The sequence below is a fragment of the Pseudoduganella albidiflava genome (genome assembly GCF_004322755.1).
In the GTDB taxonomy this organism is placed as follows: Bacteria; Pseudomonadota; Gammaproteobacteria; order Burkholderiales; family Burkholderiaceae_D; genus Rugamonas; species Rugamonas albidiflava.
In genome coordinates, this window is the sequence record NZ_CP036401.1 from 7110514 (window position 1) to 7133643 (window position 23130).

General features: G+C 59.9%; 19 protein-coding genes. 3 read left to right on the forward strand and 16 right to left on the reverse strand.

Annotated elements, in window-relative coordinates; genetic code table 11:
• Positions 1–89: 89 nt before the first annotated feature.
• A complete protein-coding gene (locus tag EYF70_RS29615; RefSeq protein ID WP_131148577.1) occupies positions 90–1955 on the reverse strand; it encodes a methanol/ethanol family PQQ-dependent dehydrogenase in 1866 nt (621 codons plus the stop codon).
• A 313-nt stretch (positions 1956–2268) separates the two neighbouring features.
• On the opposite strand from EYF70_RS29615, the gene EYF70_RS31980 reads away from it, so the two are divergent.
• On the forward strand, positions 2269–4350 hold the full coding sequence (locus tag EYF70_RS31980; RefSeq protein WP_131148578.1) for a sigma-54-dependent Fis family transcriptional regulator: 2082 nt from the start codon (positions 2269–2271) through the stop codon (positions 4348–4350).
• Between the two features lie 66 nt (positions 4351–4416).
• Complete coding sequence (locus tag EYF70_RS29625) at positions 4417–5364, forward strand: beta-propeller fold lactonase family protein (protein ID WP_165497816.1); 948 nt, start codon at positions 4417–4419, stop codon at positions 5362–5364.
• A 9-nt stretch (positions 5365–5373) separates the two neighbouring features.
• Here the strand turns inward: EYF70_RS29625 and EYF70_RS29630 are convergent, their stop codons facing one another.
• The 7 genes from EYF70_RS29630 to EYF70_RS29660 all read right to left on the reverse strand — a co-directional run bounded on the left by EYF70_RS29630 (position 5374) and on the right by EYF70_RS29660 (position 14143).
• Entirely contained in the window at positions 5374–6693 is a 1320-nt protein-coding gene (locus EYF70_RS29630) for a type II toxin-antitoxin system HipA family toxin (protein ID WP_165497817.1), read from the reverse strand.
• Positions 6694–6707: 14 nt separating this feature from the next.
• Positions 6708–7013 (reverse strand): helix-turn-helix domain-containing protein, encoded by a 306-nt coding sequence (locus EYF70_RS29635; RefSeq protein ID WP_131148580.1) that lies wholly within the window; start codon positions 7011–7013, stop codon positions 6708–6710.
• A gap of 521 nt (positions 7014–7534) precedes the next feature.
• On the reverse strand, positions 7535–8488 hold the full coding sequence (locus EYF70_RS29640) for a hypothetical protein (protein WP_131148581.1): 954 nt from the start codon (positions 8486–8488) through the stop codon (positions 7535–7537).
• The gene (locus EYF70_RS29645) at positions 8489–10498 is read right to left on the reverse strand and encodes an ORC-CDC6 family AAA ATPase (RefSeq protein ID WP_131148582.1); all 2010 of its coding nucleotides are present in this window, start codon (positions 10496–10498) and stop codon (positions 8489–8491) included. It abuts the gene before it with no gap.
• 3 nt (positions 10499–10501) lie between these two features.
• Positions 10502–11449: a phosphoribosyltransferase-like protein gene (locus EYF70_RS29650; RefSeq protein WP_131148583.1), complete on the reverse strand. Its 948-nt coding sequence runs from the start codon at positions 11447–11449 to the stop codon at positions 10502–10504.
• A 1-nt stretch (position 11450) separates the two neighbouring features.
• Positions 11451–12764: a DNA adenine methylase gene (locus EYF70_RS29655; protein ID WP_165497818.1), complete on the reverse strand. Its 1314-nt coding sequence runs from the start codon at positions 12762–12764 to the stop codon at positions 11451–11453.
• Between the two features lie 731 nt (positions 12765–13495).
• A complete protein-coding gene (locus tag EYF70_RS29660) occupies positions 13496–14143 on the reverse strand; it encodes a hypothetical protein (RefSeq protein WP_131148585.1) in 648 nt (215 codons plus the stop codon).
• A gap of 227 nt (positions 14144–14370) precedes the next feature.
• Between EYF70_RS29660 and EYF70_RS29665 the strand changes: the two genes are divergently transcribed.
• Complete coding sequence (locus tag EYF70_RS29665) at positions 14371–15360, forward strand: IS5 family transposase (RefSeq protein WP_131148586.1); 990 nt, start codon at positions 14371–14373, stop codon at positions 15358–15360.
• A 271-nt stretch (positions 15361–15631) separates the two neighbouring features.
• Here the strand turns inward: EYF70_RS29665 and EYF70_RS29670 are convergent, their stop codons facing one another.
• The 8 genes from EYF70_RS29670 to EYF70_RS29705 form a co-directional block, all read right to left on the reverse strand.
• Entirely contained in the window at positions 15632–15829 is a 198-nt protein-coding gene (locus EYF70_RS29670) for a hypothetical protein (protein WP_165497819.1), read from the reverse strand.
• A gap of 177 nt (positions 15830–16006) precedes the next feature.
• Positions 16007–16993, reverse strand: a complete 987-nt coding sequence (locus tag EYF70_RS29675) for an ATP-grasp domain-containing protein (protein WP_131148588.1) — start codon at positions 16991–16993, stop codon at positions 16007–16009.
• Between the two features lie 36 nt (positions 16994–17029).
• Positions 17030–17953, reverse strand: coding sequence for a quinoprotein dehydrogenase-associated putative ABC transporter substrate-binding protein (locus EYF70_RS29680; protein WP_131148589.1), 924 nt, complete (start codon positions 17951–17953; stop codon positions 17030–17032).
• The gene (locus tag EYF70_RS29685) at positions 17950–18324 is read right to left on the reverse strand and encodes a c-type cytochrome (RefSeq protein WP_131149425.1); all 375 of its coding nucleotides are present in this window, start codon (positions 18322–18324) and stop codon (positions 17950–17952) included. Before EYF70_RS29685 ends, EYF70_RS29680 begins: the two co-directional genes overlap by 4 nt.
• Positions 18325–18418: 94 nt before the next feature.
• A complete protein-coding gene (locus EYF70_RS29690) occupies positions 18419–18766 on the reverse strand; it encodes a hypothetical protein (protein ID WP_131148590.1) in 348 nt (115 codons plus the stop codon).
• 10 nt (positions 18767–18776) lie between these two features.
• Positions 18777–19355: an S-(hydroxymethyl)glutathione synthase gene (gene gfa / locus EYF70_RS29695; RefSeq protein WP_131148591.1), complete on the reverse strand. Its 579-nt coding sequence runs from the start codon at positions 19353–19355 to the stop codon at positions 18777–18779.
• A gap of 52 nt (positions 19356–19407) precedes the next feature.
• On the reverse strand, positions 19408–20514 hold the full coding sequence (locus tag EYF70_RS29700) for an S-(hydroxymethyl)glutathione dehydrogenase/class III alcohol dehydrogenase (RefSeq protein ID WP_131148592.1): 1107 nt from the start codon (positions 20512–20514) through the stop codon (positions 19408–19410).
• Positions 20515–20745: 231 nt separating this feature from the next.
• The gene (locus tag EYF70_RS29705) at positions 20746–23061 is read right to left on the reverse strand and encodes a TonB-dependent receptor (RefSeq protein ID WP_229420620.1); all 2316 of its coding nucleotides are present in this window, start codon (positions 23059–23061) and stop codon (positions 20746–20748) included.
• Positions 23062–23130 lie beyond the last annotated feature (69 nt).

Below are 23130 nucleotides of genomic sequence, written 5' to 3' on the forward strand. Positions count from 1 at the left end.
GCGGCGCCTTGCGATGCCGAAGCACTACAAGGCGCCGCGCCTGGCGCACCCGTGACGGGGAATTGCGGCGTTTACCGGTCCAGCGGCGCTTACTGGTCCTTCGCCGCCGTCCTCTCGCCAGCAGGCACCACGGCATCCGGCAACGCGAACACGGTCAGCACGCCACCGAGTTCGGTGTATTTCGCCAGGTCCTTGTAGCCGCCGGCGGCGCCCAGTCCATCCGTGCTCTTCGTCAGGCCGGCCGCAAGCCCGATGCCGGCCCAGCCGCCAATGCCGGACAACACGCCCACGTACTGCTTGCCCTTGTATTCCCACGTGTTGATGTTGCCGATGATGCCGGACGGCGTCTTGAATTTCCAGAGCTCCTTGCCGTTGTGATCGACGGCTTTCAGGTAGCCTTCCAGCGTGCCGTAGAACACCACGTCGCCCGCGGTGGACAGCGCGCCGCTCCACACGGAGAATTTCTCCGGCTTCGACCAGACGATCTTGCCGGTGCCGGCATCCCAGGCGATGAAATTGCCCAGGCCGCCATGGCTGTTCGGCGCCGGGTACATCTCCAGCGTCGCGCCCACGTACGGCTGGCCCGCCACGTACTCCACCTTGAACGGCTCGTAGTCCATGCACACGTGGTTGGTCGGCACGTAGAACAGCCCGGTCTTGCGCGAGTAGGTGGCCGGCTGCTGGTCCTTCGAGCCCAGCGCTGCGGGGCAGACACCCTTCGAATTGACTTCCTCGCCGTTCTGGTCGGTGCTGTACTTGGCCACCACCTGCGGGCGGCCCGTCTTCATGTCGATGTGCGTGGCCCAGTTGACGGCCGGGTCGAATTTCTCGGCAATCAGCAGCTCGCCGCTGACGCGGTCCATCGTGTAGCCGAAACCGTTGCGGTCCAGGTGCACGAGGGCCTTGCGCATCTTGCCTTTCACCTTGATGTCGGCCAGGATCATTTCATTGACACCGTCGTAATCCCATTCGTCGTGCGGCGTCATCTGGAATGCCCATTTCGCCATGCCCGTATCGAGGTCGCGCGCGAAGATCGTCATCGACCATTTGTTGTCGCCCGGGCGCTGGCGCGGATTCCACGTGCTGGGGTTGCCGGTGCCGTAGTACACCGTGTTCAGTTCCGGATCGTAGCTGTACCAGCCCCACGTGGTGCCGCCGCCCAGCTTCCACTGGTCGCCCTTCCAGCTCTTCAGCGACGAATCCTTGCCGACGGGCGCCATCTTGCCGTTGGTCCAGGTCATCGTCTTCGCCGGGTCGATCAGCATGTCCTTGTCCGGCCCGGTGCTGTGGGCCTGCCACACCAGCTTGCCCGTATTCATGTCGTAGGCGGTGAGGCGGCCGCGCACGCCGAATTCGCCGCCGCTCACGCCGGTCAGCACCTTGTCCTTGAAGATGTGCGGCGTGTTGGTCGTCGTTTCACCCTTTTTCGGGTCGCCCGTCTTGACCTTCCAGATTTCCTGGCCGGTCTTCGCATCGAGCGCCACGAGGGTCGTGTCGGCCTGCTGCAGGAAGATCTTGCCGTTCGCATAGGCGACACCGCGGTTGACGACGTCGCAGCACATCACGGGAATCACGGACGGGTCCTGCTTCGGCTCGTATTTCCACTTGATGCTCTGGTCTTCCAGCGCGATCGCGAAGACCTTGTTCGGGAACGGGCTGTGCACGTACATCATGTCGCCGATGACGAGCGGCCCGCCCTCGTGCCCGCGCAGCACGCCGGTGGAGAACGTCCATGCGACGGTCAGCTGGCCGGCATTGCCGGCGTTGATCTGTTTCAGCTCGCTGTAGCGCTGGTTGGCCAGGTCGCCGGCCTGCATCGCCCAGTTCTTCGGGTCCTTCGTCAGTTTTTCGACATCCGAGTCGGCCATCGCGAATGCGGGCAGAATGGCCAGCGCGAGGCACGGCCACCAGCGGCCGGGCCGCGTGGCACGGGTGACACGGTTCAGCAGGAACATGGGGGGTCTCCTTGGTTTTGTGGCCCGGCACGGTGGTGGACGAGCACTAGCCGAGAGATAAGCGCATGGAACGTGCCAGCGGCACGCAGGGCATGCACAGCGCGAAATGTTCAAAATCAGACCAGCCGGGGTGCGCCACTGTGCCGCATCCGTGGCAACGGTACCGTGCAGGTGTCGCACGGCTGTCCACATTTTTGTAATTTGCATATTTATTTTTGTACGGCAGCGTACTATCGTGAACACACGCGCAACGCGTTGACAACAGCCGCGGCAGGATGCCGATGCCGGTACCGCCAGCGGCGAAGGAGACAGCATGTCCGATGGTGCCCTGGCCCATGTCCGGCGGGTGCGTTCGATCGTCCAGGGCCGCGACGGCTCCGGGGCGGCCGGCCCGTGCAACGCCATTACCCGTTCGTGGATCCGTTGCCTGCACGATTACCAGCTCGACCCGGAGCGGCGCGAAGAGCCGGAGGTGGTCGATGCGGCCGAACTGGCCGAGCGGCGCGAGCGGCTGGCGGGCGTGCAGGCCGTCGCCAAGGTCGAGATGGCCAACCTGTACCAGCAACTGGCCGGTTCGGGCTACGCGATCGTGCTGACCGACGCCGCCGGCGTGCTGCTCAATTATTTCGGCGACCCCGGCTTTACCCACGCGGCATCCCGTTCGGGCCTGATGCCGGGCGCCGTGTGGAGCGAACGGGCGCAAGGCACCAACGGCATGGGCACCTGCCTGGCCGAGCGCCGCCCCGTCACCGTGCACCAGGACGAGCATTACCTGGTCCGCCACATCGGACTCAGCTGTGCCGGCGCCCCCATCTTCGACCATGAAGGCGAAATCGTCGCGGCGCTGGATGCGTCCGGCGAATCGCGCCTGGCGCAGCAGCACACGCTGGCGCTCGTCACGATGTCCGTGCAGATGATCGAGAACCGCGTCTTCCTCGACCGCTTCCGGCACGACTACATCCTGCGCTTCCATAACCGGCCCGAATTCATCGGCACGCTGAGCGAGGGGGCGATCGCGCTGGACCCCGCCGGCAAGGTGCTGGCCGCCACCCGTTGCGCGCTGTTCCAGCTGGGCTTTGCGGCGCCGGCGGACATCGTCGGCCACGACATCACGGAACTGTTCAACAGCTCCTTCCCGGGCCTGGTGGACAGTACGGTGCGCAAGGCATTCCACGCGGTGCCGATCTTCGGCCTGCGCAATGGCGCCCGCTTCTACAGTGTGATGCTGCCGCCGGTGCGCGTGACGTCATCCGCCGGCAGGCAAGCCGCCGCGCCCACGTCACAAGCGCCTTCGCCGCTGGAGCGCGTGCATTTCGGCGACGCGGCCATGGCCGCCAACGTGCGCATCGCCACCCGCGTGTGCGAGCGCAACGTGGCGATCATGCTGGTCGGCGAAACCGGCACGGGCAAGGAAGTCTTCGCCCAGGCGCTGCACCGGTCCGGACCGCGCGCCGGCAAGCCGTTCGTGGCGATCAACTGCGCGGCCATTCCGGAAACGCTGATCGAAAGCGAACTGTTCGGATACCGGGCGGGCGCCTTCACGGGTGCCAGCAAGGAAGGCCAGCAAGGCAAGCTGTACCAGGCCAATGGCGGCACGCTGTTCCTCGACGAGATCGGCGACATGCCCTATCCCTTGCAGGCCCGGCTGCTGCGGGTGCTCGAAGAGCGCACCATCGTACCGCTGGGCGGCGGTGCCCCGCTGCCCCTGGATATCCAGGTGACCAGCGCCACGCATTGCGACCTGCAGCAGATGATTGCCAAGGGCACGTTCCGCGAAGACCTGTTCTACCGCCTGCAGGGCATCACGCTGCGGCTGCCGCCCCTGCGCGAACGCACCGACGTGCGCGCCCTCGTCAGCCTGATCGTCACCGAGGAAAGCGATGACGGCGCGCCGCTGTCGCTCGACGAAACCCTGCTGGCCGCGCTGGAACGGCAGCGCTGGCCGGGCAACCTTCGCCAGTTGCGGCACCTGCTGCGCGCGATGATCGCGCTGCGCGAATCGGATCACCTGACGGTGCACGACCTGCCGCCGGAGTACCGCACCGGTATTGTCGCGCCGGAAAGCCCCATGCGGGATAGCGAAGAGGCCTTGTCGGGCACGCGCGATCCCGGCGCGCACGCCGCTGGCCCGCTGGCCGCTGGCCTCCCACAGGACGATGTGCTGGCTGCCGATCCGGATGCCACCGATCCGCTAGCCACCGATCCGGATGACGGGAATTCGCACGACTTGAATCCGCTGGAACATGCCGAACGCGAGGCCTTGCTGCGCGAGCTGCAGCGGCACGACTGGAACATTTCCACGGTGGCGCGGCAGCTCCATATCAGCCGCAACACGCTGTATCGCAAGGTGCAGCGCCTGCATATCCGTCATCCCGGCAAGGCCGTGCCGTGCTGACCTGACGATCACGGTGGTGGGAGCGCTATCGGCGCCCCATCGCCATTTGCCCTGAAAGGAACACCCATGCTGCCGCTTCGCCGCCTCCTTGTTCCCGCCGCCCTGCTGGCCTGTGTCCCCGCCCTGTTCGCCGCGCCGTTCGCCTATGTGCCGAACGAAGGTTCCGGCACGATTTCCGTGATCGACACGGCCACCGACGAGGTCGTGGCGGAAATACCCGGCGGCAGCAAGCCGCGCGGTCTGGCGGTAAGCCGGGATGCCCGCTGGCTCTACGTCAGCGACCAGCCGAAAAACCGGCTGCAGATCGTCAGCCTGGAGCGCCGCGCGCCCGAAGGCACCGTGGACCTGGGCGAATCGCCCGAGGGCGTGGCGCTGTCGCCCGATGGCCGCTGGGTCGTCGCCGCCGTGGAGGAAAAGCACGAGATCGTCGTCACGGACACCCGCACGAACACGCGCGCGTTCGCCATTCCCGTGAAGGGCCGCAATCCCGAGCACGCCGTGTTCAGCCCGGACGGCAAACAGCTGTTCGTCAGCGCCGAGAACGGCGACGCCGTCGACATTATCGACATGGCCACGCGCAAGCAGGTGGCCCAGGTCGCCGTGGGCGCGCGGCCGCGCGGCATCGGCTTCCTGCCGGACGGCAGCCGCGCCTACGTGGCCGCCGAGAACGCCAACGAGGTGTACGTGATCGACGCGGCCACCCATGCCATTGTCGCCCGCATCCCGGCAGGCCTGCGCGCCAACGGTGTGGCCGTGCACCCGGATGGCAGCCGCGTCTACGTGTCAAACGGCGGTGCCGCCAGCGTGTCCGTCATCGACACGAAGACCAACCGGGTGGTGGCCACCGTCGGCGTCGGCGAACGGCCGTGGAACATGGCGCTGACGCCCGATGGTGCCAAGCTGTACGTGGCGAATGGGCGCTCGGGCAGCGTTTCCGTGATCGATACGGCGCGTAATGAGAAGCTGCGCGATATCGCGGTGGGCAAGCTGCCGTGGGGTGTGGTGGTGCGGTGAGGGCGATGCTTACATGGATGGCGCTGGCGCCTGGCCGGAGCCGTCTTCCGTATCGTCACCGCGGCTTGGATAACCAAGATTGACTTGGACGCCTGTCGCTTCCTCCGCGACCGCAAAGCACCCGGCGATCCGGTACCGATCGGTCTCGCTGACACCGGCGTCCGCGAATTCCTGGCGCCAGCCCGAGACGACATCTTTCACTTCGGTGACGATCTTCAGTGCTTCTTCCAGCGTCAGGAAAAATCGCCGGCATTGCGAGAGGGCGTTCTCCACCGTGCTCGCGGTGCCGAAGGCGCCAACACCGATGTTCTGTCCGCGGAATGGCGCCTCGAGGTGGGGGCAAATGTCGAATGCCGGGGACAAGCGCAAGACACCGGGTTCCCGCATCAGCAAGGCATGGTTGCGCAGGTGATCGTCGACATTGCCGACCATGATATTGAGGACCATGCGCCGAAAAAGCTCGTGCGCATCCGCGGGCGCCGCATCATTGCGCGGCCGCAGGGCTTCGGCAATCGCGGCATAGGAAAAGCTGGTTTGATATTCCCGCTGGTCCGCGCTCAACGGCCCTGGTCGAAGCAGGCTATGGGCGCTGAGATAATGGATGCGGTGTCCTTTGCCGGTACGGTCGAAACGCTCCACCAGCAGGACCGAGCGTTGTCCAGAACCGATCGAAACCAGTTCGAACGAAGGGACCGTAATCCCGGCCAGGTGCGCAAGCCTGAGCGTCGCGTACTCGGCGGCCGGAACATCGAACAGATCATCGGGGCGGCTGAACTTTGCAATGTGCTCCACGCCGTCGTGCATGACGATCGTCTTCGGACGCAGGCCGCCCAGGTCGCTGCCTGGAAATAGCAGGTTGACGGTTTCCGCGTCCAGGTCAGGGTCCGGATTGCTCAGGTATCGATCCAATGCGTCGAGCAGTCGGGACGAAAGGTCCGACGATCGGCAGGGAATGTCGCCAAGCCGCGGCGGTTCGTCCGGACTTGCCGCGAAGGCCAGACAGCCCGAACCAAAATGCTTCGACTGTAAAAACCACTCAACGGGATTTCCGGGCAGCGGCTTGCGCGCCTGCCGCAGCAGGCGTGCGGCAAGCTTCGCACCCCAGGCGTTCGGCCCGGCATCCGACAGCACGCCGTACGTGCCATCGGGCTGCCTTGGCAGCAGGAGTTCGCGGTCCTCGAGCGGAAGATGTCTCGGGTCCAGGCTGAACGCGGCGGGACGCTGCAGATACCGCTTGCCATAGGCGAAGCGGCCGTCACCGTTACGCTTCAAGCCGAATGATGCGACAGGAATCGGGGCCGCTGGCGTCGTGCAGTCGAACACGACCATCGTTGTTCGCGCCATCAGAAATCCCTGTTCAGTGAATCGGTATCGTCGGAAACGAGTGGCCGGACACTCTCCGGGTTCCCGACGAGCATCTCCAGGTCGGCCAGCTGGCCCAGGGCTTCGAGCACAATCAATACCACGCCAAACGAGACTGTCGGGTCGCCATGCTCGAGCCGGGCAAGCGTCTGGCGATGAATCCGGCTCGACTGTTCGAGATCGGCAAGGGTGCGCCGCTGCGATTTCCTTGCTCTCCGGAGTCGATCTCCAAGGCGAGCTGCGATATCGAGTGCGGCTGCGGAGTGAAATTGGGTGGTTTTTGCCATGTGCACAAAGAATACTCATCTAACGACGATCAGTGTGCCACAAAATTGTTTATGAACAACATTTCAGGAGAAAAATCGTATTTATACGACTCGGTGGCAAGATTCTGCCGTGCAACCTCAGGACGCTTTGCATGAAAGGATCAGCGCTAATTACTGGCGTTCCCACTCAAGTCCGGTCGACCGGTGAAACCAGCTAATGGTGGTATGGGTGGATTGGCGAGAAGGGCAGGAGCAACCCCCGGCACATCCACGTTACCGATCGCGGCCCGCAGTACTTGCGACGCTGACCTGTTTCACATCAGGGATTGAACAAAAAGCGTCAGGGCTTCACGATCATCATCGCCGACGCTGAGCATGGTGGAAATTTACGACCGGAGGCCGTGGTGCTGAATGCCAAGGACGCGGTAACGTGGGTGAACTTGATGGGTTGGCGAACCCAGCTAGCTAGCTACACGCAGTTATCCCCACCCGCAGGCACTATATGTTCATAGCGAACGCAATAGGACGAAGTGAGGGCGTAACTATTTACGCTGTAGCTCAACGTCGTACTTCCATAGCCTTTTCAGTCCAATTGTCGTTTCCTGTGCGTACGTGTCGCATTCTGGCAGGAGCGGCGATATGGCGCCGCGATACTGTCCTTCCAAAATCCAATACAACACAAAGCCAAGCACTTGGACTTTAGTCGACAGCGGCGACAAGTAGATATTTGGCGGAATACCCGCCAAATCGAGCCGTTTAACTATTTCAGAAACAACCGTCGCGGTGGCGAATGGATTATTCGCGGGCGCGAAATACCTCTTCGTTATCCATGCTTCATCGAGCGCCGGAGCTGCACTTCGAGCGGCCCTGATGGCACTTTGTTGAAACATATCGGGACTTAGTGATGGAAATCCTAGTACCGGATATACTACCAAGTGTTCTTTATGGTTAATTACTTCACTAATGAGTTTGTCATCGAAGCCAACTCCAAGTATTAATACGTCAGGAGCTTGTTCATCTCTAGTTTGGCGCATTCCTAGAATAGTTCTTACGCTACCTGATGTACTCGTGCTGAACTGAGTTGCTTCCTGCTTCGCATAACTTTCAGGTTCAGAATACAGGACGGTAACTTGTGCTACGCTAACTCGGGCGAGCCCTGCCATCAATGAGATCAACACATGCCTCATAAATCCAGTAATGTCGATGCACAGAGTTTTTCCATCCAAGGGTCCTAAAGAAGCTAACAGGTCATATGTCTGTTCAGCCTCGTTATTAACCTTTGGTAAAACCATCTCTTGATTTTGAGGCAGCTCATCAGCATCGTATCGATATTCGGGGTGAACTAACCAGATTTTTCGATCAGCTGAAATCTGCTCATACACCTTTCTCACACGCTCACTAGAATTGAACGCGGAAACGAAGATATCGTGATGGGCAATACCATTAATTTCGCTTGGGTGGAGCTCTTGCTGATAGTAGATTGAATAATCGATCATTTAGAATAACGCTGGTTGGCTAATTTCTGTTCCAAGAGAGCGAATAACGCTATTCCAGCGTAAGCTCGCCGCCTTTAGAAGCGCGTCAAAAGACTCTCGCTTTCCCTCAACGAAAATAGCATCTAGCAAATCTCGATTCAAGCTTATGTCACCTCGGCGGACGACAGGAAGTCCCCAGCGAGGAGATAGCATCGCATTCAATTGAATTTTTCTATTTAGAATCTTGGTATTTCTATCTGGTCGCCCGTCATAAACTTCATAAATGAGAGAGTAATTTAATGCGGCGTTCAAGACCTCACGCGCGCTCGGGCTCAAGTCGTCCTCGGAAAAACTAACTGCAAGAGGAGAAACTTCTGGAATACGTAACGAAAACCGCGCAGTACGCAAAAATTCTCCCAAACGTCTTGTTGCATCTCTAGCTACATCAGATACACGACCGTAATTTGAGTCGTTTTCGAAAGCGAATCGTGCCGCGTCGACAGCTGCTTGCGTTTGGTGTTGGATAGATAGAGGTCGACCATTAATAAAGTCAATTTCCTTAAATCGGGCTATTTCATATGCATGACCTAACACAATCAGCAAGTTGCGAGGGTTGCCCCACGACATACGTGTAAAAACTTCAAATCCAGCGTATGGTACGCCAAGGGCGCGACGTGAGTCTCGACAAATTTGGCTAAAAAGATCTGTTGAGTAATGTCCATACGCTGTTGCGTATGGACCTTTTGCTTGCCCGTGGCTTTCAAAATATTCATCAGACATCTGACGGACTAAACCTGCTAAGTGCGCCAACTTAGTTCGCTTCGAAAGTTTTTTGCAGAATAGAACAATGTTTAACTTTTGCAACAGGGGCGGCAATCCCTCGGTTAAGGTAGAGGTAAGTTCCTGAGCCAAATCTTCTGAGTAAGCATCTTTCAGTAACGCGCGAAGTTCGTCGCTGAAATTCTTTAGTGAAAGTTGCGCTCCATCTGCGACGCCAAGTAGATTGATAGCTTCGTTGTAAAAGTTTGATTGATCGATCTCTTCGAAACATGATGCTGGCGAAAAGTTTTCATTAGCGACAGCACTACCCATTCCAGCTAAAAGTAATCTTTTCCTAACGAACTTTGAACAAAATTCAGGATACTTCGGATAATTCCTAAGTTTCTCATCGAGGATTTCGGTTTTAAATTCCGCATGTTCCCGATTTTCCTCGCCATCCGCTAATGTGGCCTTAGTCTTCCGAGCATAAAGCCGTCCAGTTACGCGGAAAGTTGCTAAGCCTTCGCCATAGCGAATGAGCGTATTAACCACCTGCTGTTGTGCTACGGAGAAGTTTTCTATCTCATCAATGAGATATATTAGAGGGATATCCGCAAGTCTTGAGTGTAGTTTTCCCATCGCACGCGCAATTGGAATGGCGAGCTTGCCGATAGAGAAGGGGACGCGAACATCTAACTTGCGTGTATAGGCAGCGTTGTTCACTGCGTCATCGAGACTGCGTGTTTGCTCTAATACCCAACGTTTAAGATCCACTATCGTATTACAATTCGATAGATCAGCCCCTGCCAACTTAGTTTGGATCTCTTGAATGAACTCGACCTGATTGAACTCTTCGCCCGGGGTAGATACGACAACATCCGCTAATGCATCCAGCACTGCTTGAGCTAAACAAAGCTCAAGATATACCGAGAATAGTTGTTGCCATTCGAAAGTGTCAATCCCAGGGATTTCAAATCGAGGCGCGTCCAACCCTGATGCACGGAGGAACACAGCAAGGAATTTGCTCTCCGCGATAACATCTAATCCGGATTTGCGTCTGCCGCGTAGTTTAACGGCGGAGTACGAATAATATCGAAGGATGTGTGTTTTCCCAGTTCCTTTTCCGCCTAGGATAAATTTTGATCGTGTCGAGGTCGGCTCGATAATGGAACGAATCGCGACGTGGCCGAGTTCTACCCAAAGATCGTTGATTAGCTGATCCGTAATGTCAGAGGCTTTTACAAGCGCAAATGGATTGGAATGTGTAATCATATTTTAATAAATCTTGGAATAGCGTAAGAAGACGGGAGCCCACTGTACATAGAAATTTTCGTCCCAAAAAATAGGCGGAGCGTTGTCTGGAGTATTGTGGGAGAAAGACAAAAGCAATTGGCCATCTCTATATCCGAGGGGATCATTAGCCCAAAGTTTCGCACCATAGTGCTCAGCGATACGGCGCATGATGTCAAGGCTAAACCATGTTGGAGACGACTGGAAATAGCGCGAGGACTTTTCAAAGGCCTTATAACTGTCGTCTAAAAAAAATAGACATTGAGCACGCCCATCAAAGAGATCTGCTTCATTTGCTCTTTCCATACCCTTTTTCGTTCCGAAAAGACACATGTAAGCTAACTCGACGTTTGGAGCTTCTGCACGTATGCTTGGAAGGCAGCCACTTAAGTATTGGCTAACCTGAGTGCCTGAACCGACTAGATCATCAAAGAAAACATATCGTTTAACTTTTTTATCGCGCGGTACAAATCCAACGGTCTGACCATTTCGCGCTTGGGGTTCGAAAGCGGAAGATAGGTCCGCGAAAAGATTTTTCGGTAAATGGTTCTCTTGCCGAAAATAATAAAGTAAGTGCGCACCGCTCTCTGCCGGGTTGCCGACCCCAAGAAATCGCGTCGTATGAAGTTCATTTTGATAAAGGTTTTCAAGGAGTTGTACGTCGCGTGTATTATTATTAGCGCGCCGTAGACGCTGCTTCATCGGTGCTTCGAAATGATCTCTATAAAGAGAGCGAAGCATTTCACGGACAAGGCTGCGGCCAAAATACATAAATCTGGTGAGCGCATACAGTGCGTAGAGCTGCTCGTCCTCTCTATCAACGACTTCGCCTTGAAAATTGTTCAGCCAACGTTCAACCTGAGGCCATTGGATTTCGTCATCCCAAGCATGGCGACGCAATGTTTGAATAGCACTTTCGAGATCGGTACGCATGCTACTTGGCCTTTTTAAAAACCATAATGAATTCTTTGGCGATTACTGAGGCGGTTTTATTTCGCTTAGTTAACAGGCCTCGGGATTTAATCTGGTCAACGAGAACTAGTTCGTCTTGGCACCCAAGATCTTCCATTGCCTGAGAGATATACTCATTCGTGAATAGGGTATGACCACATACCTCGTTGTTACCAATGACTATTACTATCCGACCTCCAGGGGCGCATTTTGAATGCATCTCCTTGAGTGCAACCTTAAGTTCCAATAGATATTGACGCGTAATATGAGCGCGCAGAATGTTTGTGCGGCTGACCTCGACTAAGAGCGATTCATAAGCTGATGGTAACGCCTGCGCACTAATTTCATTTCGATAAGCTGGCGAGTGCTCCCTACCGATCGAGTGGCCTTCGAACTCAGCTAATCTATGAGGCGGTACAAGCTCTAGCCAATTTAGTGAGAGGCTGGAGGAGCGAACGTATTTTTGCGCAGTACCGTATGGTGGCGACGTTATGACTAACGGAACGCCTGCAGGGGGGATCTTGTCCGACGAAAGCGAGCGGGCATCATTGCTGACTACGTTCACAACTTTGCGTCCGGGGTTCACTTTGTTTGCAGCCTCGACCCGAGAAATATTAGCGTGACAAATGCGGAAAAACTCGTCTAAAGGGCGAGCAGCCTCAACCCATGCTAGCCTCTCTAGAATGCGTAAATTTTGTTGTTCGCTAAACGCATCTTTCGTCCGTAACATTACTGGAACCGCTATTGCAGGATCGATGCGACTTACTTTCCGTGCAGTGGCCGAGAAGCATACGAGGAAAAATTCCTTAATTTCAGCGTCATCGTATTCCTTAATGGAACGGAGAAGTATCTCAAGCCGACGCTTCACATCTTGTGCATACCACTTTTCACTGTTGACAACAAGGATCTCGGGCGCGGTGCGGAGACGGGCAGCACGTTCAACAATCCTCTTAGTGGCTTCTCTGAGCTGCTCCAAATTGTAAGGAGTGGTCTTCACTCTGGTTAGCAATATTGCAAGAGGATTTGCATCTGCGACCAACGCATTGTGGCCGGCCAGCGATGCTTCTAATGCTACTGTGCCAGATCCACAGAACGGATCTAGTACATACTTTTCTCCGCCATGCATATTGCAATGAACAAAGAAATGTGCTATGTGGGGCAATAGCTTCGCTGGATATGGATGAATCTGATGCGTTAACTGGTCGCCGACTTTAAGCCAACTCACTAATTTCCTGAAGTCGACCTGAACCGGAACTCTATCCCGAGAGTAGATACGCTTGAATTCTTCAATAAGCAAGGCCGTGTCGACAGTGCCCGAGTTGCATTTTGGCAACTTAGGGGCCGGGCGCGTAGGAAGGATGGTAGGTTGCATGTATGCGTTAGGTTTAGCTATCGCCACATTTTACCTCACGGAAAGGAAGAAAATTTACAAGGTTTCTTAAATTATAGGCGATGGCAAAGGGGGTATCTCGCAGCGGATATCCATGTGATTCCGTCAATTATCGCGATTAAGCAACCAGGGTAAGGGTAAGCAATACATCAAATTACACAGCTGTCTACATGAGACATCGCAACTAGATTGGGATCAACAGGAAATTGAGCGACTGAACTGAGCACTTGGCATGGAAATGCGCGGAATCGATTGGGGCCCGGCAAGAAAAACCCATCAGGGACCACGGCCGTTGATGCTGCACGAAAGTCTAGATGTACGAGTGCAATTTGTATTTTTTGATCTAGCATTCATGGAAGCTTGGCAACCGAAGGTCATCCGTTTACGACCAAAATGGGCCGTACTACAGTAATTAATCCAGCGAAGAGGTTCTATTTTTGACTGCTGCTCATGATATCGAATTATTTGCCAGATGTGGTCGAGGTATCTGTATGTAAGGATGGAGTCTGGATTTGACTGCGCTTATGTTATGGTGAAATGTCTTGAGGGTAACGTGGTAGTAGCCTCGGATGGCCGCCGCTGAACCTGTACACTTCGCATTGTCGCGACATAAAAGGTCCTCTTCGGATTTCGAACAGTCAAATTTTTGGATCAGGTATTCCTAAGACTGAGTACAGGTGTCTTGCTAAACGTTCCCGCCATAGTTCAATACGCGCTTGAATTATCTCAATGCCGCTATTGGCATCGCCGAGTGTATGGAGCGCGGCGAACATGTTGTCAGTAACTTCACCAGGAGACATTCCGATTGCTATGCATCCTTGAATCGTTCGTGCCTGCAAGCTGCCGCCGCCGGATAGCGCCCACTGTTCAGGCCACTCACTATGATGCTTGAAATAGTTAGCAGCCAGATCGACTATACACGGATGGCTAAGTCCACTGCCAGTATGTATCGATGCATGAAAACAAAGTATTGCTCCTTTCCCACTCGGCAAGGCAGAAGTCTGGGCAGCCAGTTCTTGAATTTTGTTAAGAATTGATATGGTCTGCGTAATCATTGCCTGACCCAACACGAATGAAGCGCCAATGAGTAGGCCGATTTCCTCGTAAAGCAGCTCTGAAGGAACATCCCAATACTTTCGAGCCACCCCCTGTGGGCCCATTCGGCTGATAAAATCTTCGTCTGTACTTTCAATTAATTGCTGTAGCGACCGGGAAACGCATTGGATAGGAAAGAACGAAAACGGGTCCTCTAGATGTTCTAAAAGATATCGGAGTGAAGTGGGCATGTAAGTTGGTTTCTACGAAAAGAGTAAGGCGCAAAATCACCGGCAGGAGTAGACCGCCTGTTCATATGTGACAAAAGAATTCTATACTTGGGCAAAGTTTAATGTGAAGTGTCGACATCCATCTCGCCCTGAATCCAAACCTAGGGAAGCGCTGATTTAATCGCCATCTTGCTGCCACGGCGTGCTGCCGTGCTGGCACAATGACACATCCCCGTTCTGCTGCCCCGATGATGAAGCAATCGAGCTTTTCCGACGTCGAGTTCTCTGGCAAGAAGAAGCGTACACGCCGCGAGCGTTTCCTCGCTGAGATCGAGGCCATCACTCCTTGGGCGGCATTGGTTGCCGCCTTACTGCCGTATTACCCCAAGGGCGATGGACGTGGCCGCCCTCCAATCGGTCTGGAGCGCATGCTGCGCATGTACATCGTCCAGCAGTGCTTTGGCTTGTCCGACGAAGGCATTGAAGACGCCATCTACGATAGCCAGGCGATTCGCGGATTTGTCGGAGTCGATCTGACGCACGAGTCTGCGCCGGATGCGACAACGCTGCTCAAGTTTCGCCGACTGCTCGAAAAGCATGAGTTGACGAAGCGGATTTTCGACGAGATCAATAGCTATCTGGCCAGCAAAGGTCTCGTGATGCAAGAAGGGACTATCGTTGACGCCACCTTGATCGCGGCACCGCCGTCGACCAAAAACAAGGACAAGAAGCGCGATCCTGAAATGCATCAGTCGAAGAAGGGAAATGACTGGCACTTCGGGATGAAGGCGCACATTGGCGCTGACATGGCTACCGGACTGGTGCACACCGTTGTCGGCACGGCCGGCAATGTTTCGGACGTCACGCAGACACATGCACTGCTGCACGGTGGCGAAAAGATGGTGCTGGGCGATGCGGGGTACCAGGGCGTTGGCAAGCGTGCAGAGAACGCTGGCAAAGCGATCACGTGGCACGTGGCGATGAAACTGAGCCTGCGCCAAAAGCTCAAGAAACGCGGTGTCGATCTGGCTAAGGAAAAACTGGAGCGGGCGAAGGGGAGCGTGCGAGCGAAAGTGGAGCATTGCTTCCATGTCGTGAAGTGCCTGTTCAAACATCGTAAAACCCGTTATCGGGGCCTCGCGAAGAACAACGCTCAACTGTTCACACTGTTCGGCTTTGCCAATCTCGTACTGGCTCGCAGGTACCTTGGCAGCCAACATACCCAAGTTGCGTCCTGAGGACGAGAATCACCCGATAAAGCCCAAAAAACGACAAATTCAGCCGTTACATAGCAATCAAATGCGCTTTCTCGGCCTCGCCTGAGGCCAACGCAGCCAGCCATCGCCCGGGTGGTTTAAAACCAATTTATTCAGCGCTTCCCTAGGAATCTGCGGATACCAAATGCAGAAGTCGTATCCTCCATATGAAACGCCGGCTCCGTCAACGACGAATAAAATTGCTTGGGAATATGTTCAGGACGCCAGGCCAGATTTTTGGCGGATCTGAAATTCAGGATGACATCGCCGATTCGTGATCGAACCCATGAATAAAACACCTTGCTGGATCGAAAACAGCAAACAGATCATTGCTTTGGCCATTACGCATCGAGCCCATCTTTGCATCTAACGACCAGCCCGCATCGAAAGAAAAGTACCGGAAACCCCATTCCTCTTCCAATATTGCATCCAGCATAGCAAGCGACTGCATGATGTATTTCAATGTATCCGGCGAGGAAGATCAAGCGTAATTCGTGAAGGCATGGTTTTCAGTAGTTGATACATCCGCTTCTTGGTACATTGCACAGTTGCGCGAAGGCGAGTGTACGGCCCATGCCGCGACAACGGCAAGTAAATATCCCACCGAGAGCGTCGGCAATGGCTGCGCCTAGCCTGGTGCGAACGCGGGCACGTCCACGATGCAGGCCGGCATGCGGCCGGGGAGCGGCAGCGGCATCCCCGCTTGCAGCAGCGCCAGTACCGCCCCAGCCGGATTGATACCGGTCGAAGCATGCAGGCCCGCATAGGCGATCGTCAGCCGCGGGTTCACGTCCAGTACCAGCGGCCCGCTATCGGCCAGGATGAAGTCGACACCCGCGTAGCCCCACAGGCCCGGCAGCGCGGCGGCGACGGCCAGCCCCAGCGCTTCGAGCTGGGGCGCCATGCCGGCCAGGCCGTTGACCGTGACGCCGAGGAAGCGGAAGTGGTTGTCGTGCACGGCCATGCGCTGCTCGTTGCAGCCCAGCACGCACGCGGCGCCGTCGCGGCACAGTAGCGAGAGGCTGCCGACGCGGCCGGCGACGAATGGCTGCAGCACGAGTTCCCTGCCAACGTGCGCGGCGGCCGCCAGTTGCGCCGCGCCGCGGTCGTGGAACAGCCGGGTATCGATGCAACCGGCGCCGTCGTCCGGCTTCACCACCCAGGCACCAGGCGCCGCCGGCAGCGTGTCGCCCGGGCCGAACGTGGCCACGGTGGGAATTCCCGCGCCCAGCAAGGCATGGCAGGCTGCCCGCTTGCTGCCGGCGAGCCGCACCGCGGCCGGCGTGCTGCCGAGCAGGATCCGCCCGTGCCGCAGCACGTCTTGCGACAGCCGTTCGAGCACGCCGCTGCCCACGGGCGCCAGCGGCCACACGGCGTCGGCGGCCAGCACGCAGTCGGTGAAGCATTGGTCGAAGCATCGGTCAAAGACTCCGCCGGCAGGGCGCGCGGCCGCGTCGTCGAGCGTCACCAGTTCGACACCGGGCAGGCGCCGCAAGTCGGCGCACAGCGCGCGGAGCATCAGCGCGCCGTCGAAGCGCTGGGCCGCCGACGGCTGCGTGGCTCCCGCTCCGCCGGCGCAGGCATGATCGAATGCGAAGACTTTCAATGTCGCCACTTCCAGCCTCCGCCATGGCACGCGCCGGCGCCACCTTCAGCGCGCCTGGTCCGTTTCGATCAGTCGCCCCTGTTCATCGAGCAGCGGCACGCCGTATTCGGCGAGGATGGCGCCGATGCGTTCCCGGTTGCTGTCGATCAGGCCGTCGATGCGCTGTTTCAGTTCCTTGTCGCCGAAGCGCACCGCCATGGCGATCTCGAAGTCGAAGCGGCTTCCCGGCGGCGATGCGAGCGGCACGGCCACGATGCGGTGCTGCGGCGCCCGGCCGGCGAAATAGCCGGCGATCGGGCCCCACACGAAGGCGATATCGACCTTGCCCGCGGCCAGGTCGTTCTCGACGATCTGGCCGGGATATTGCTCGGCGTCGCCCGATTGCGGCTGGTACGACACGACCTGCCCCATCATGCCGTGCGCCAGCAGCCAGTCCGCCACCGGCGAGCCGCCGAAGACGCCCAGCTTGAGCCGAGCACGCCGTTCCAGCGGCAGCGCGAGCAGGTCGTCCAGCGTGCGCACGCCATCGAGCCCGTTGCCGCCCACATAGGCCATCGCATAGGTGGAACGGTAATAGGGCCGCGTCACGGCGCCCAGGTCGAACCCGGTCGCCACGCCGGTGACCAGGTCGCACTTGAAACGGTCCGTGCCCGGCTCCTTCGCGCGCAGCGTGTTGCGGATGAAGCCCATGCGTTGCGGGAACCATGTGTAGGCGATGTCCCAGCCCAGCTCCTGGGCGAACAGCGCGGCGATGCGGTTCTCGAAGCCGGCCAGGTCGCGCCGCGAGAAGGGCAGGTTGTTCGGGTCCTGGCAGACCCGCAGCACGGGCCGCTCATTGGCCTCCACCCTGGACTCCACCCTGGGCGCCACGCCGGGCATGGCCTGCCCGGCAGGTTGCGATGCGGCCGGCACCGGCGCCGCCACGCACAGCACGGCAGCGCCGAGCAGCGCCGCGATCCGGGGCGTCATTTGCCGGCCTCCTGCACCTTGCCGGCCTCTTGCAGCTTGCCGGGCGCGATGGCGCCATCCGAGCGTCCCTTCAGGTAGGCGTACAGGTTGTCGATATTGTCGACCACCTGCTGGCTGCCGTCGAAGTTCGGCATGCCCTTGTCGATGCGGCCCTGCAGCACCGTGTTCTTGAAGTCTTGCTTCGACAGCGTCTTCATGCTCGCCGTCAGCGCGGGGCCGACGGCGCCCTCCTGCTGCGCGCCGTGGCACCGCTCGCAGGCCAGCGCGCGCCAGGTACGCCAGCCGCTCATGGTGCGTGCATCGACCTTGTTGCCGTCCACGACCTGGTAGGGCGTGGCGTCGGCCAATGCCGCCGGTGCGGCCATGCACATGGCCAGCGCCACGCCGTGCACCGCGCAGCGTACATAACGTACACAATCGGGAAATGATAGTTTGCTCACATCGGCTTCCTGTCAAATTAACGCGCTAGCGCAGCATGCAGGCCTTTGCCGCCTCGGCCTGGATCGCCTTGTACTTCGCGGCCATCGTCTTGACGCCTGGCGGGTCGCGGAATTCGGCGCCGCGCGGCCCTTCCAGCGTCTGGTAGCGCAGCGCGGCGGACATCGTCACATAGTCGTCGTACGCCAGTTGCGCGCCGACCCGGTCGATCACGCAGGCGCACTGGTACAGGGTTTCCTGCTTGCCGCCATGGTTGTTCATGCACTCGAGCACGTACTCGACCCGTGCCACGGTGGGGAAATCGTTCGCGGGCGCGGCGGGCGCCCCGCCCGCAAGCAAGGGGAGCAGCAGCGCCGCGGCAAGGATCGGCTTCATGCGCGCCTCCTCAGCCAGCCTGGCGTGGCGTGCCCGCCAGTTTCGCGGCATTGGCGGCCAGCGCGTCCATCAGCGGCGGCGACAGGCAATCGTAGGGCGGCAGCCCGAGCTCGTTCAGGCGTGCGCGGATCGCCCCCATCTGTTCCGGATCGGCGCCCGACTCGATGACGGACGAGACGAACGCGGCAAACGTGGGCGGCGCCCAGCCGGGTTCGCGCGACAGTTCCGTGTGCACGAAGTCCAGCCCGTAGAACGCGTGCTGCGCGTTGTCGATGCGCCCGTACAGGTGCACGCCGCAGCCGGTGCAGGCATGGCGGCGGATGGTGGCGGCCGGGTCCACCACCTGCAGCTTGTGGCCGTTGGCGGTGACTTCGACCTTGTCGCGGCCGACCACGGCGATCTGCGAAAACAGCGCGCCGTCCGGCTTCCAGCACTTGGTGCAGCCGCAGGCGTGGTTGTGCGCCACCTGGCTGCCGATGCGCACGGTGACGGGATCGGTGGCGCAGCGGCACGTCAGCGTGCCGCCCTGGAAGCCCGGCGTTTCCGGGGCGATGCCCGCGTCGATGGCGGGATGGATGTGGATGGCCATGCTGTGTCTCCTCGTTGTGATTCGTGATTCGTGATGCGTGATGCGTGATGGGTCAGTACAGGACGACGGAACGGATCGATTCGCCCCGCTTCATCAGGTCGAAGCCTTCGTTGATGCGCTCGAGCGGCAGGGTGTGGGTGATCAGGTCGTCGATGTTGAGCTTGCCGTCCATGTACCAGTCGACGATCTTCGGCACGTCGGTGCGGCCGCGCGCGCCGCCGAAGGCGGAGCCTTTCCATTGACGCCCGGTGACGAGCTGGAACGGCCGCGTGGCGATTTCCTCGCCAGCGGCCGCCACGCCGATGATGAACGACTGGCCCCAGCCCTTGTGCGTGCACTCGAGCGCCTGCCGCATCAGCGCCGTATTGCCGACGCACTCGAACGAGTAATCGGCGCCGCCCCCGGTCAGCTGCACGATGTGGTCGACGACATTCTCCGCGTCGCGCGGATTGATGAAGTCCGTCATGCCGAAGCGGCGCGCGATGTCGACCCGGCCCGGATTGATGTCGATGCCGATGATCCGGTCGGCGCCGACCATCTTCGCGCCCTGGATGACGTTCAGCCCGATTCCGCCCAGCCCGAACACCGCCACGTTGGTGCCCGCTTCCACCTTCGCCGAGAACACGACGGCGCCGACACCCGTGGTGACGCCGCAGCCGATGTAGCAGGCCTTGTCGAACGGCGCATCCGCGCGGATCTTCGCCAGCGCGATCTCGGGCACCACGATGTAGTTCGAGAAGGTGGACGTGCCCATGTAGTGCAGGATGGGCTTGCCGTCGAGGGTGAAGCGGCTGGTGCCGTCCGGCATCAGGCCGCGCCCCTGCGTGGCCCGGATCGACTGGCACAGGTTGGTCTTGCGGGACAGGCAGAATTTGCATTGCCGGCACTCCGGCGTGTACAGCGGGATCACATGGTCGCCGGCCCGCACCGATGTCACGCCCGGCCCCGTTTCCAGCACGATGCCGGCGCCTTCATGGCCCAGGATCGCCGGAAACAGGCCTTCGGGATCGGCGCCCGACAGGGTGTAGTAATCGGTATGGCAGATACCGGTGGCCTTGATTTCCACCAGCACTTCGCCGGCCTGCGGCGGCGCGAGGTCCACGGTCTCGATCGTCAGCGGGGCGCCCGCCTGCCACGCGATGGCAGCTTTTGTCTTCATCGTCTGTCTCTCCTGGGGCGCCGGACCGTTCCGGTGCCATGGCGCGGCGCACGGCGGCCGCAACGAGGTAATGGCAAATTGCGTGCCAATGATCCTGGCCGAGAAAATGCGGGCAAATGCAGGAAAACGCGGGCGAACGCGTGGGGAGCGTGCCCTTAAGGCGGCATCGCGCGGGGCGGTTGTGCAGGATCGGATCACCCGGCGCCGCCGCTGTTCCGTTTCCGGGTCGTGTCAGAAACGGTAGCGCAGGCCGGCCAGCACCGTGCGCGGCGCACCGGGCGCGACAAAGCGTGCCGGTGCCGCATCGGCGCCGGGCGCCAGCGGCCGGCCGCCCGGGAAGACATCGTCCGCCACGGTGCCGTAGGTTTCAAAGCGGCGGTCGAGCACATTGTTGACACGCACAAACACTTCCCAGCCGGGCGCTGGCTGCCAGCCGGCACGCAGGTGCAGCAGGGCGTGGCCGCGGATGCGCCAGTCGGCCCGCTGGGGCGGCTCGTCGTCCTTCGCATCCTCCGTCAGGCCGTCCTCGTTGCCCTGCGTGAGCAGGTTCGATGCCGCCAGCACGTCCACGCCCAGGGTCCAGCCGGGCGCGGGAGCCCAGTCGGCGCCCAGCTTCAGCGTGTGCCGCGGCAGGCCCGCCAGCCGCGTTCCCGAGGTTGCGCGCACATTGCGGGCGCCTGTAAACAGCACGCCATCGGCGGCATACACGGCGGCCAGGTAACTGTAGCTGGCCCGCAGCGTGACGTCGCCCATCCGCGCCGTGCCGCCGGCATCGACACCCGCGTGGCGCGTGCGCGGGAAATTGGCGAAATAGCCCTGCTGGCTGGTGCCGGCACTGTGGAACAGGATGTCGTCGCGGTTCACGGTGCGGTACAGCGACAGCGCCGCGTCCGCCCACGCCGTGCGCCAGCGCGCGCCGGCTTCCACGGTGCGCGACACCACCTGGCTCAGGTAGGGATCGGCCTGCAGTCCCACCGGCAGGCGGCAAGGCTGTTCCGGATCGGCACAACCGAGCTCGATCACGGTCGGCACGCGGTTGCTTTGCGCCACGTTGGCAAACAGCGTCAGCGCGGCATTCACCTGCCGGGCAATGCCGAGCGACGGGTTGAGCTTGCGGTAAGTGAATTCCTCGCGCGGCTGCACGCCATCGTCATTCGTCAGCGTATTCGCCACCCGGGCGTGGTTGAACCGCGCCGACAGCGTGGCATAGGTGCCGGGCGCCAGCCGCCACGTATCGCTCGCGTAGAGTCCCGCCATGCGGGCACGGCCGGTAACCGACGATGACGGTTCACGTTCTTCTTCCGGATCGGCCAGCACTTCGCGCGTGGCGCTGAAGAAGCCCTCCTGCTCGAACTGGGCGAAGCGGACGCGGTTGCGGTCGAACGACAGGCCCGCGCTCAGCTGGTGATCGCCGCGCGTGACGGCCAGCTGGACACTGGCGCCTTCGCCACGCTGCCGCGAAGCCGTGGTGTTCAGTACCGCAGGATGCGCTGGCGGATGGACGTCCGCGTCGCAGCCCGGATCGTCCGGCTCCGCGGCGCAGTCGCCGGCATCCTCGTTGGCCTCCTCGCCGGCGTCGTCGTTCACATCGCCATTGACCGTATCGCGCCGGCTGTGGCGGACGTAGGCGGACGCAGTCAGCGCGGCATCTCTGCCCAGCTGCTGCTGCAGGTTGATGGCCACCTGGCCGAGCCGGTTGCGCGTGCGGTCGGGGTGGGTATAGACGGCGCGGCGGTCCAGGTCGTACAGGCCCGGCGCGTCCGCGGTGCCTCTCGGCAGCAGCCCGTTGCCGAGCAGCCTGCTGCGTCCGCCCAGCAGCGAAACGCTCCAGTCGGAGGCGCCGGCGGTGCGGCCCACTTTCAGGAACACATTGCCGAGCCGGCCCGCCGAGTGGTCGCGCCAGCCGTCTTCGTCGAAGGCCGTTGCCGCCAGCAGGGTGTGCCATCCAGCCGATGCGGTGCCATACGACATGTCGAGCCGGCGGCGCGCACCGCTGCCCAGCGTGGCTTCCACCATTAGGCCGGGATGGCTGCGGCCCGACTTGGTCGTCAGCGCCAGCGCGCCGCCCAGCGTATTCAGGCCATACAGGGGATTCGAGCCAGGCACCAGCAGGACCGCGCCCAGCGCTGCTTCGGGCACCATGTCCCAGTTGATCACGTCGCCGAACGGCTCGTTCACGCGCACGCCGTCGAGGTACACGGACAGGCCCTGGCCCGTGCCCAGCACCGGCGACGCCCGGTAGCCGCGGAACGTGACATCGGTCTGGAACGGGCTGCCGGAAATGTCGTTGACGTGGATGCCGGCCGCGTGGCGCGACAGGTAGTCGGCCAGCGTGTCGGCGCGCGCCTGCGTGACATCCCGGTCGGTGGCGCGCTGTACCGCATAGGGCAGGCGGTCGCGCTCGATGGCGGCGGCCGATTGCGGCGCGATGCCGACGATTTCCACGATGGGCAGCGGACCGAGGGGGAAGTCCGGCGTGCCGGAGAAGGCAGCGGGAGCCAGCAGGACCGCGCCAGCGGCGAGCTGCGTACGGAATGTTGAACGCAACAGTGAACGCGACAGCGGGTGGGTAATTTGCCGGGCAGGCCGGCCTGCTTTCGAACTCTTCAAGATAGG

What these genes read in the sequence shown, in the direction of transcription:
- gfa (WP_131148591.1), bottom strand. Translation starts at nt 19,355, where the DNA reads ATGGCCATCCACATCCATCCCGCCATCGACGCGGGCATCGCCCCGGAA.
- EYF70_RS29645 (WP_131148582.1), bottom strand. Translation starts at nt 10,498, where the DNA reads ATGATTACACATTCCAATCCATTTGCGCTTGTAAAAGCCTCTGACATT.
- EYF70_RS29700 (WP_131148592.1), bottom strand. Translation starts at nt 20,514, where the DNA reads ATGAAGACAAAAGCTGCCATCGCGTGGCAGGCGGGCGCCCCGCTGACG.
- EYF70_RS29615 (WP_131148577.1), bottom strand. Translation starts at nt 1,955, where the DNA reads ATGTTCCTGCTGAACCGTGTCACCCGTGCCACGCGGCCCGGCCGCTGG.
- EYF70_RS29635 (WP_131148580.1), bottom strand. Translation starts at nt 7,013, where the DNA reads ATGGCAAAAACCACCCAATTTCACTCCGCAGCCGCACTCGATATCGCA.
- EYF70_RS29660 (WP_131148585.1), bottom strand. Translation starts at nt 14,143, where the DNA reads ATGCCCACTTCACTCCGATATCTTTTAGAACATCTAGAGGACCCGTTT.
- EYF70_RS29640 (WP_131148581.1), bottom strand. Translation starts at nt 8,488, where the DNA reads ATGATCGATTATTCAATCTACTATCAGCAAGAGCTCCACCCAAGCGAA.
- EYF70_RS29665 (WP_131148586.1), top strand. Translation starts at nt 14,371, where the DNA reads ATGATGAAGCAATCGAGCTTTTCCGACGTCGAGTTCTCTGGCAAGAAG.
- EYF70_RS31980 (WP_131148578.1), top strand. Translation starts at nt 2,269, where the DNA reads ATGTCCGATGGTGCCCTGGCCCATGTCCGGCGGGTGCGTTCGATCGTC.
- EYF70_RS29680 (WP_131148589.1), bottom strand. Translation starts at nt 17,953, where the DNA reads ATGACGCCCCGGATCGCGGCGCTGCTCGGCGCTGCCGTGCTGTGCGTG.
- EYF70_RS29670 (WP_165497819.1), bottom strand. Translation starts at nt 15,829, where the DNA reads ATGCAGTCGCTTGCTATGCTGGATGCAATATTGGAAGAGGAATGGGGT.
- EYF70_RS29630 (WP_165497817.1), bottom strand. Translation starts at nt 6,693, where the DNA reads ATGGTCGTGTTCGACTGCACGACGCCAGCGGCCCCGATTCCTGTCGCA.
- EYF70_RS29685 (WP_131149425.1), bottom strand. Translation starts at nt 18,324, where the DNA reads ATGTGCATGGCCGCACCGGCGGCATTGGCCGACGCCACGCCCTACCAG.
- EYF70_RS29625 (WP_165497816.1), top strand. Translation starts at nt 4,417, where the DNA reads ATGCTGCCGCTTCGCCGCCTCCTTGTTCCCGCCGCCCTGCTGGCCTGT.
- EYF70_RS29650 (WP_131148583.1), bottom strand. Translation starts at nt 11,449, where the DNA reads ATGCGTACCGATCTCGAAAGTGCTATTCAAACATTGCGTCGCCATGCT.
- EYF70_RS29690 (WP_131148590.1), bottom strand. Translation starts at nt 18,766, where the DNA reads ATGAAGCCGATCCTTGCCGCGGCGCTGCTGCTCCCCTTGCTTGCGGGC.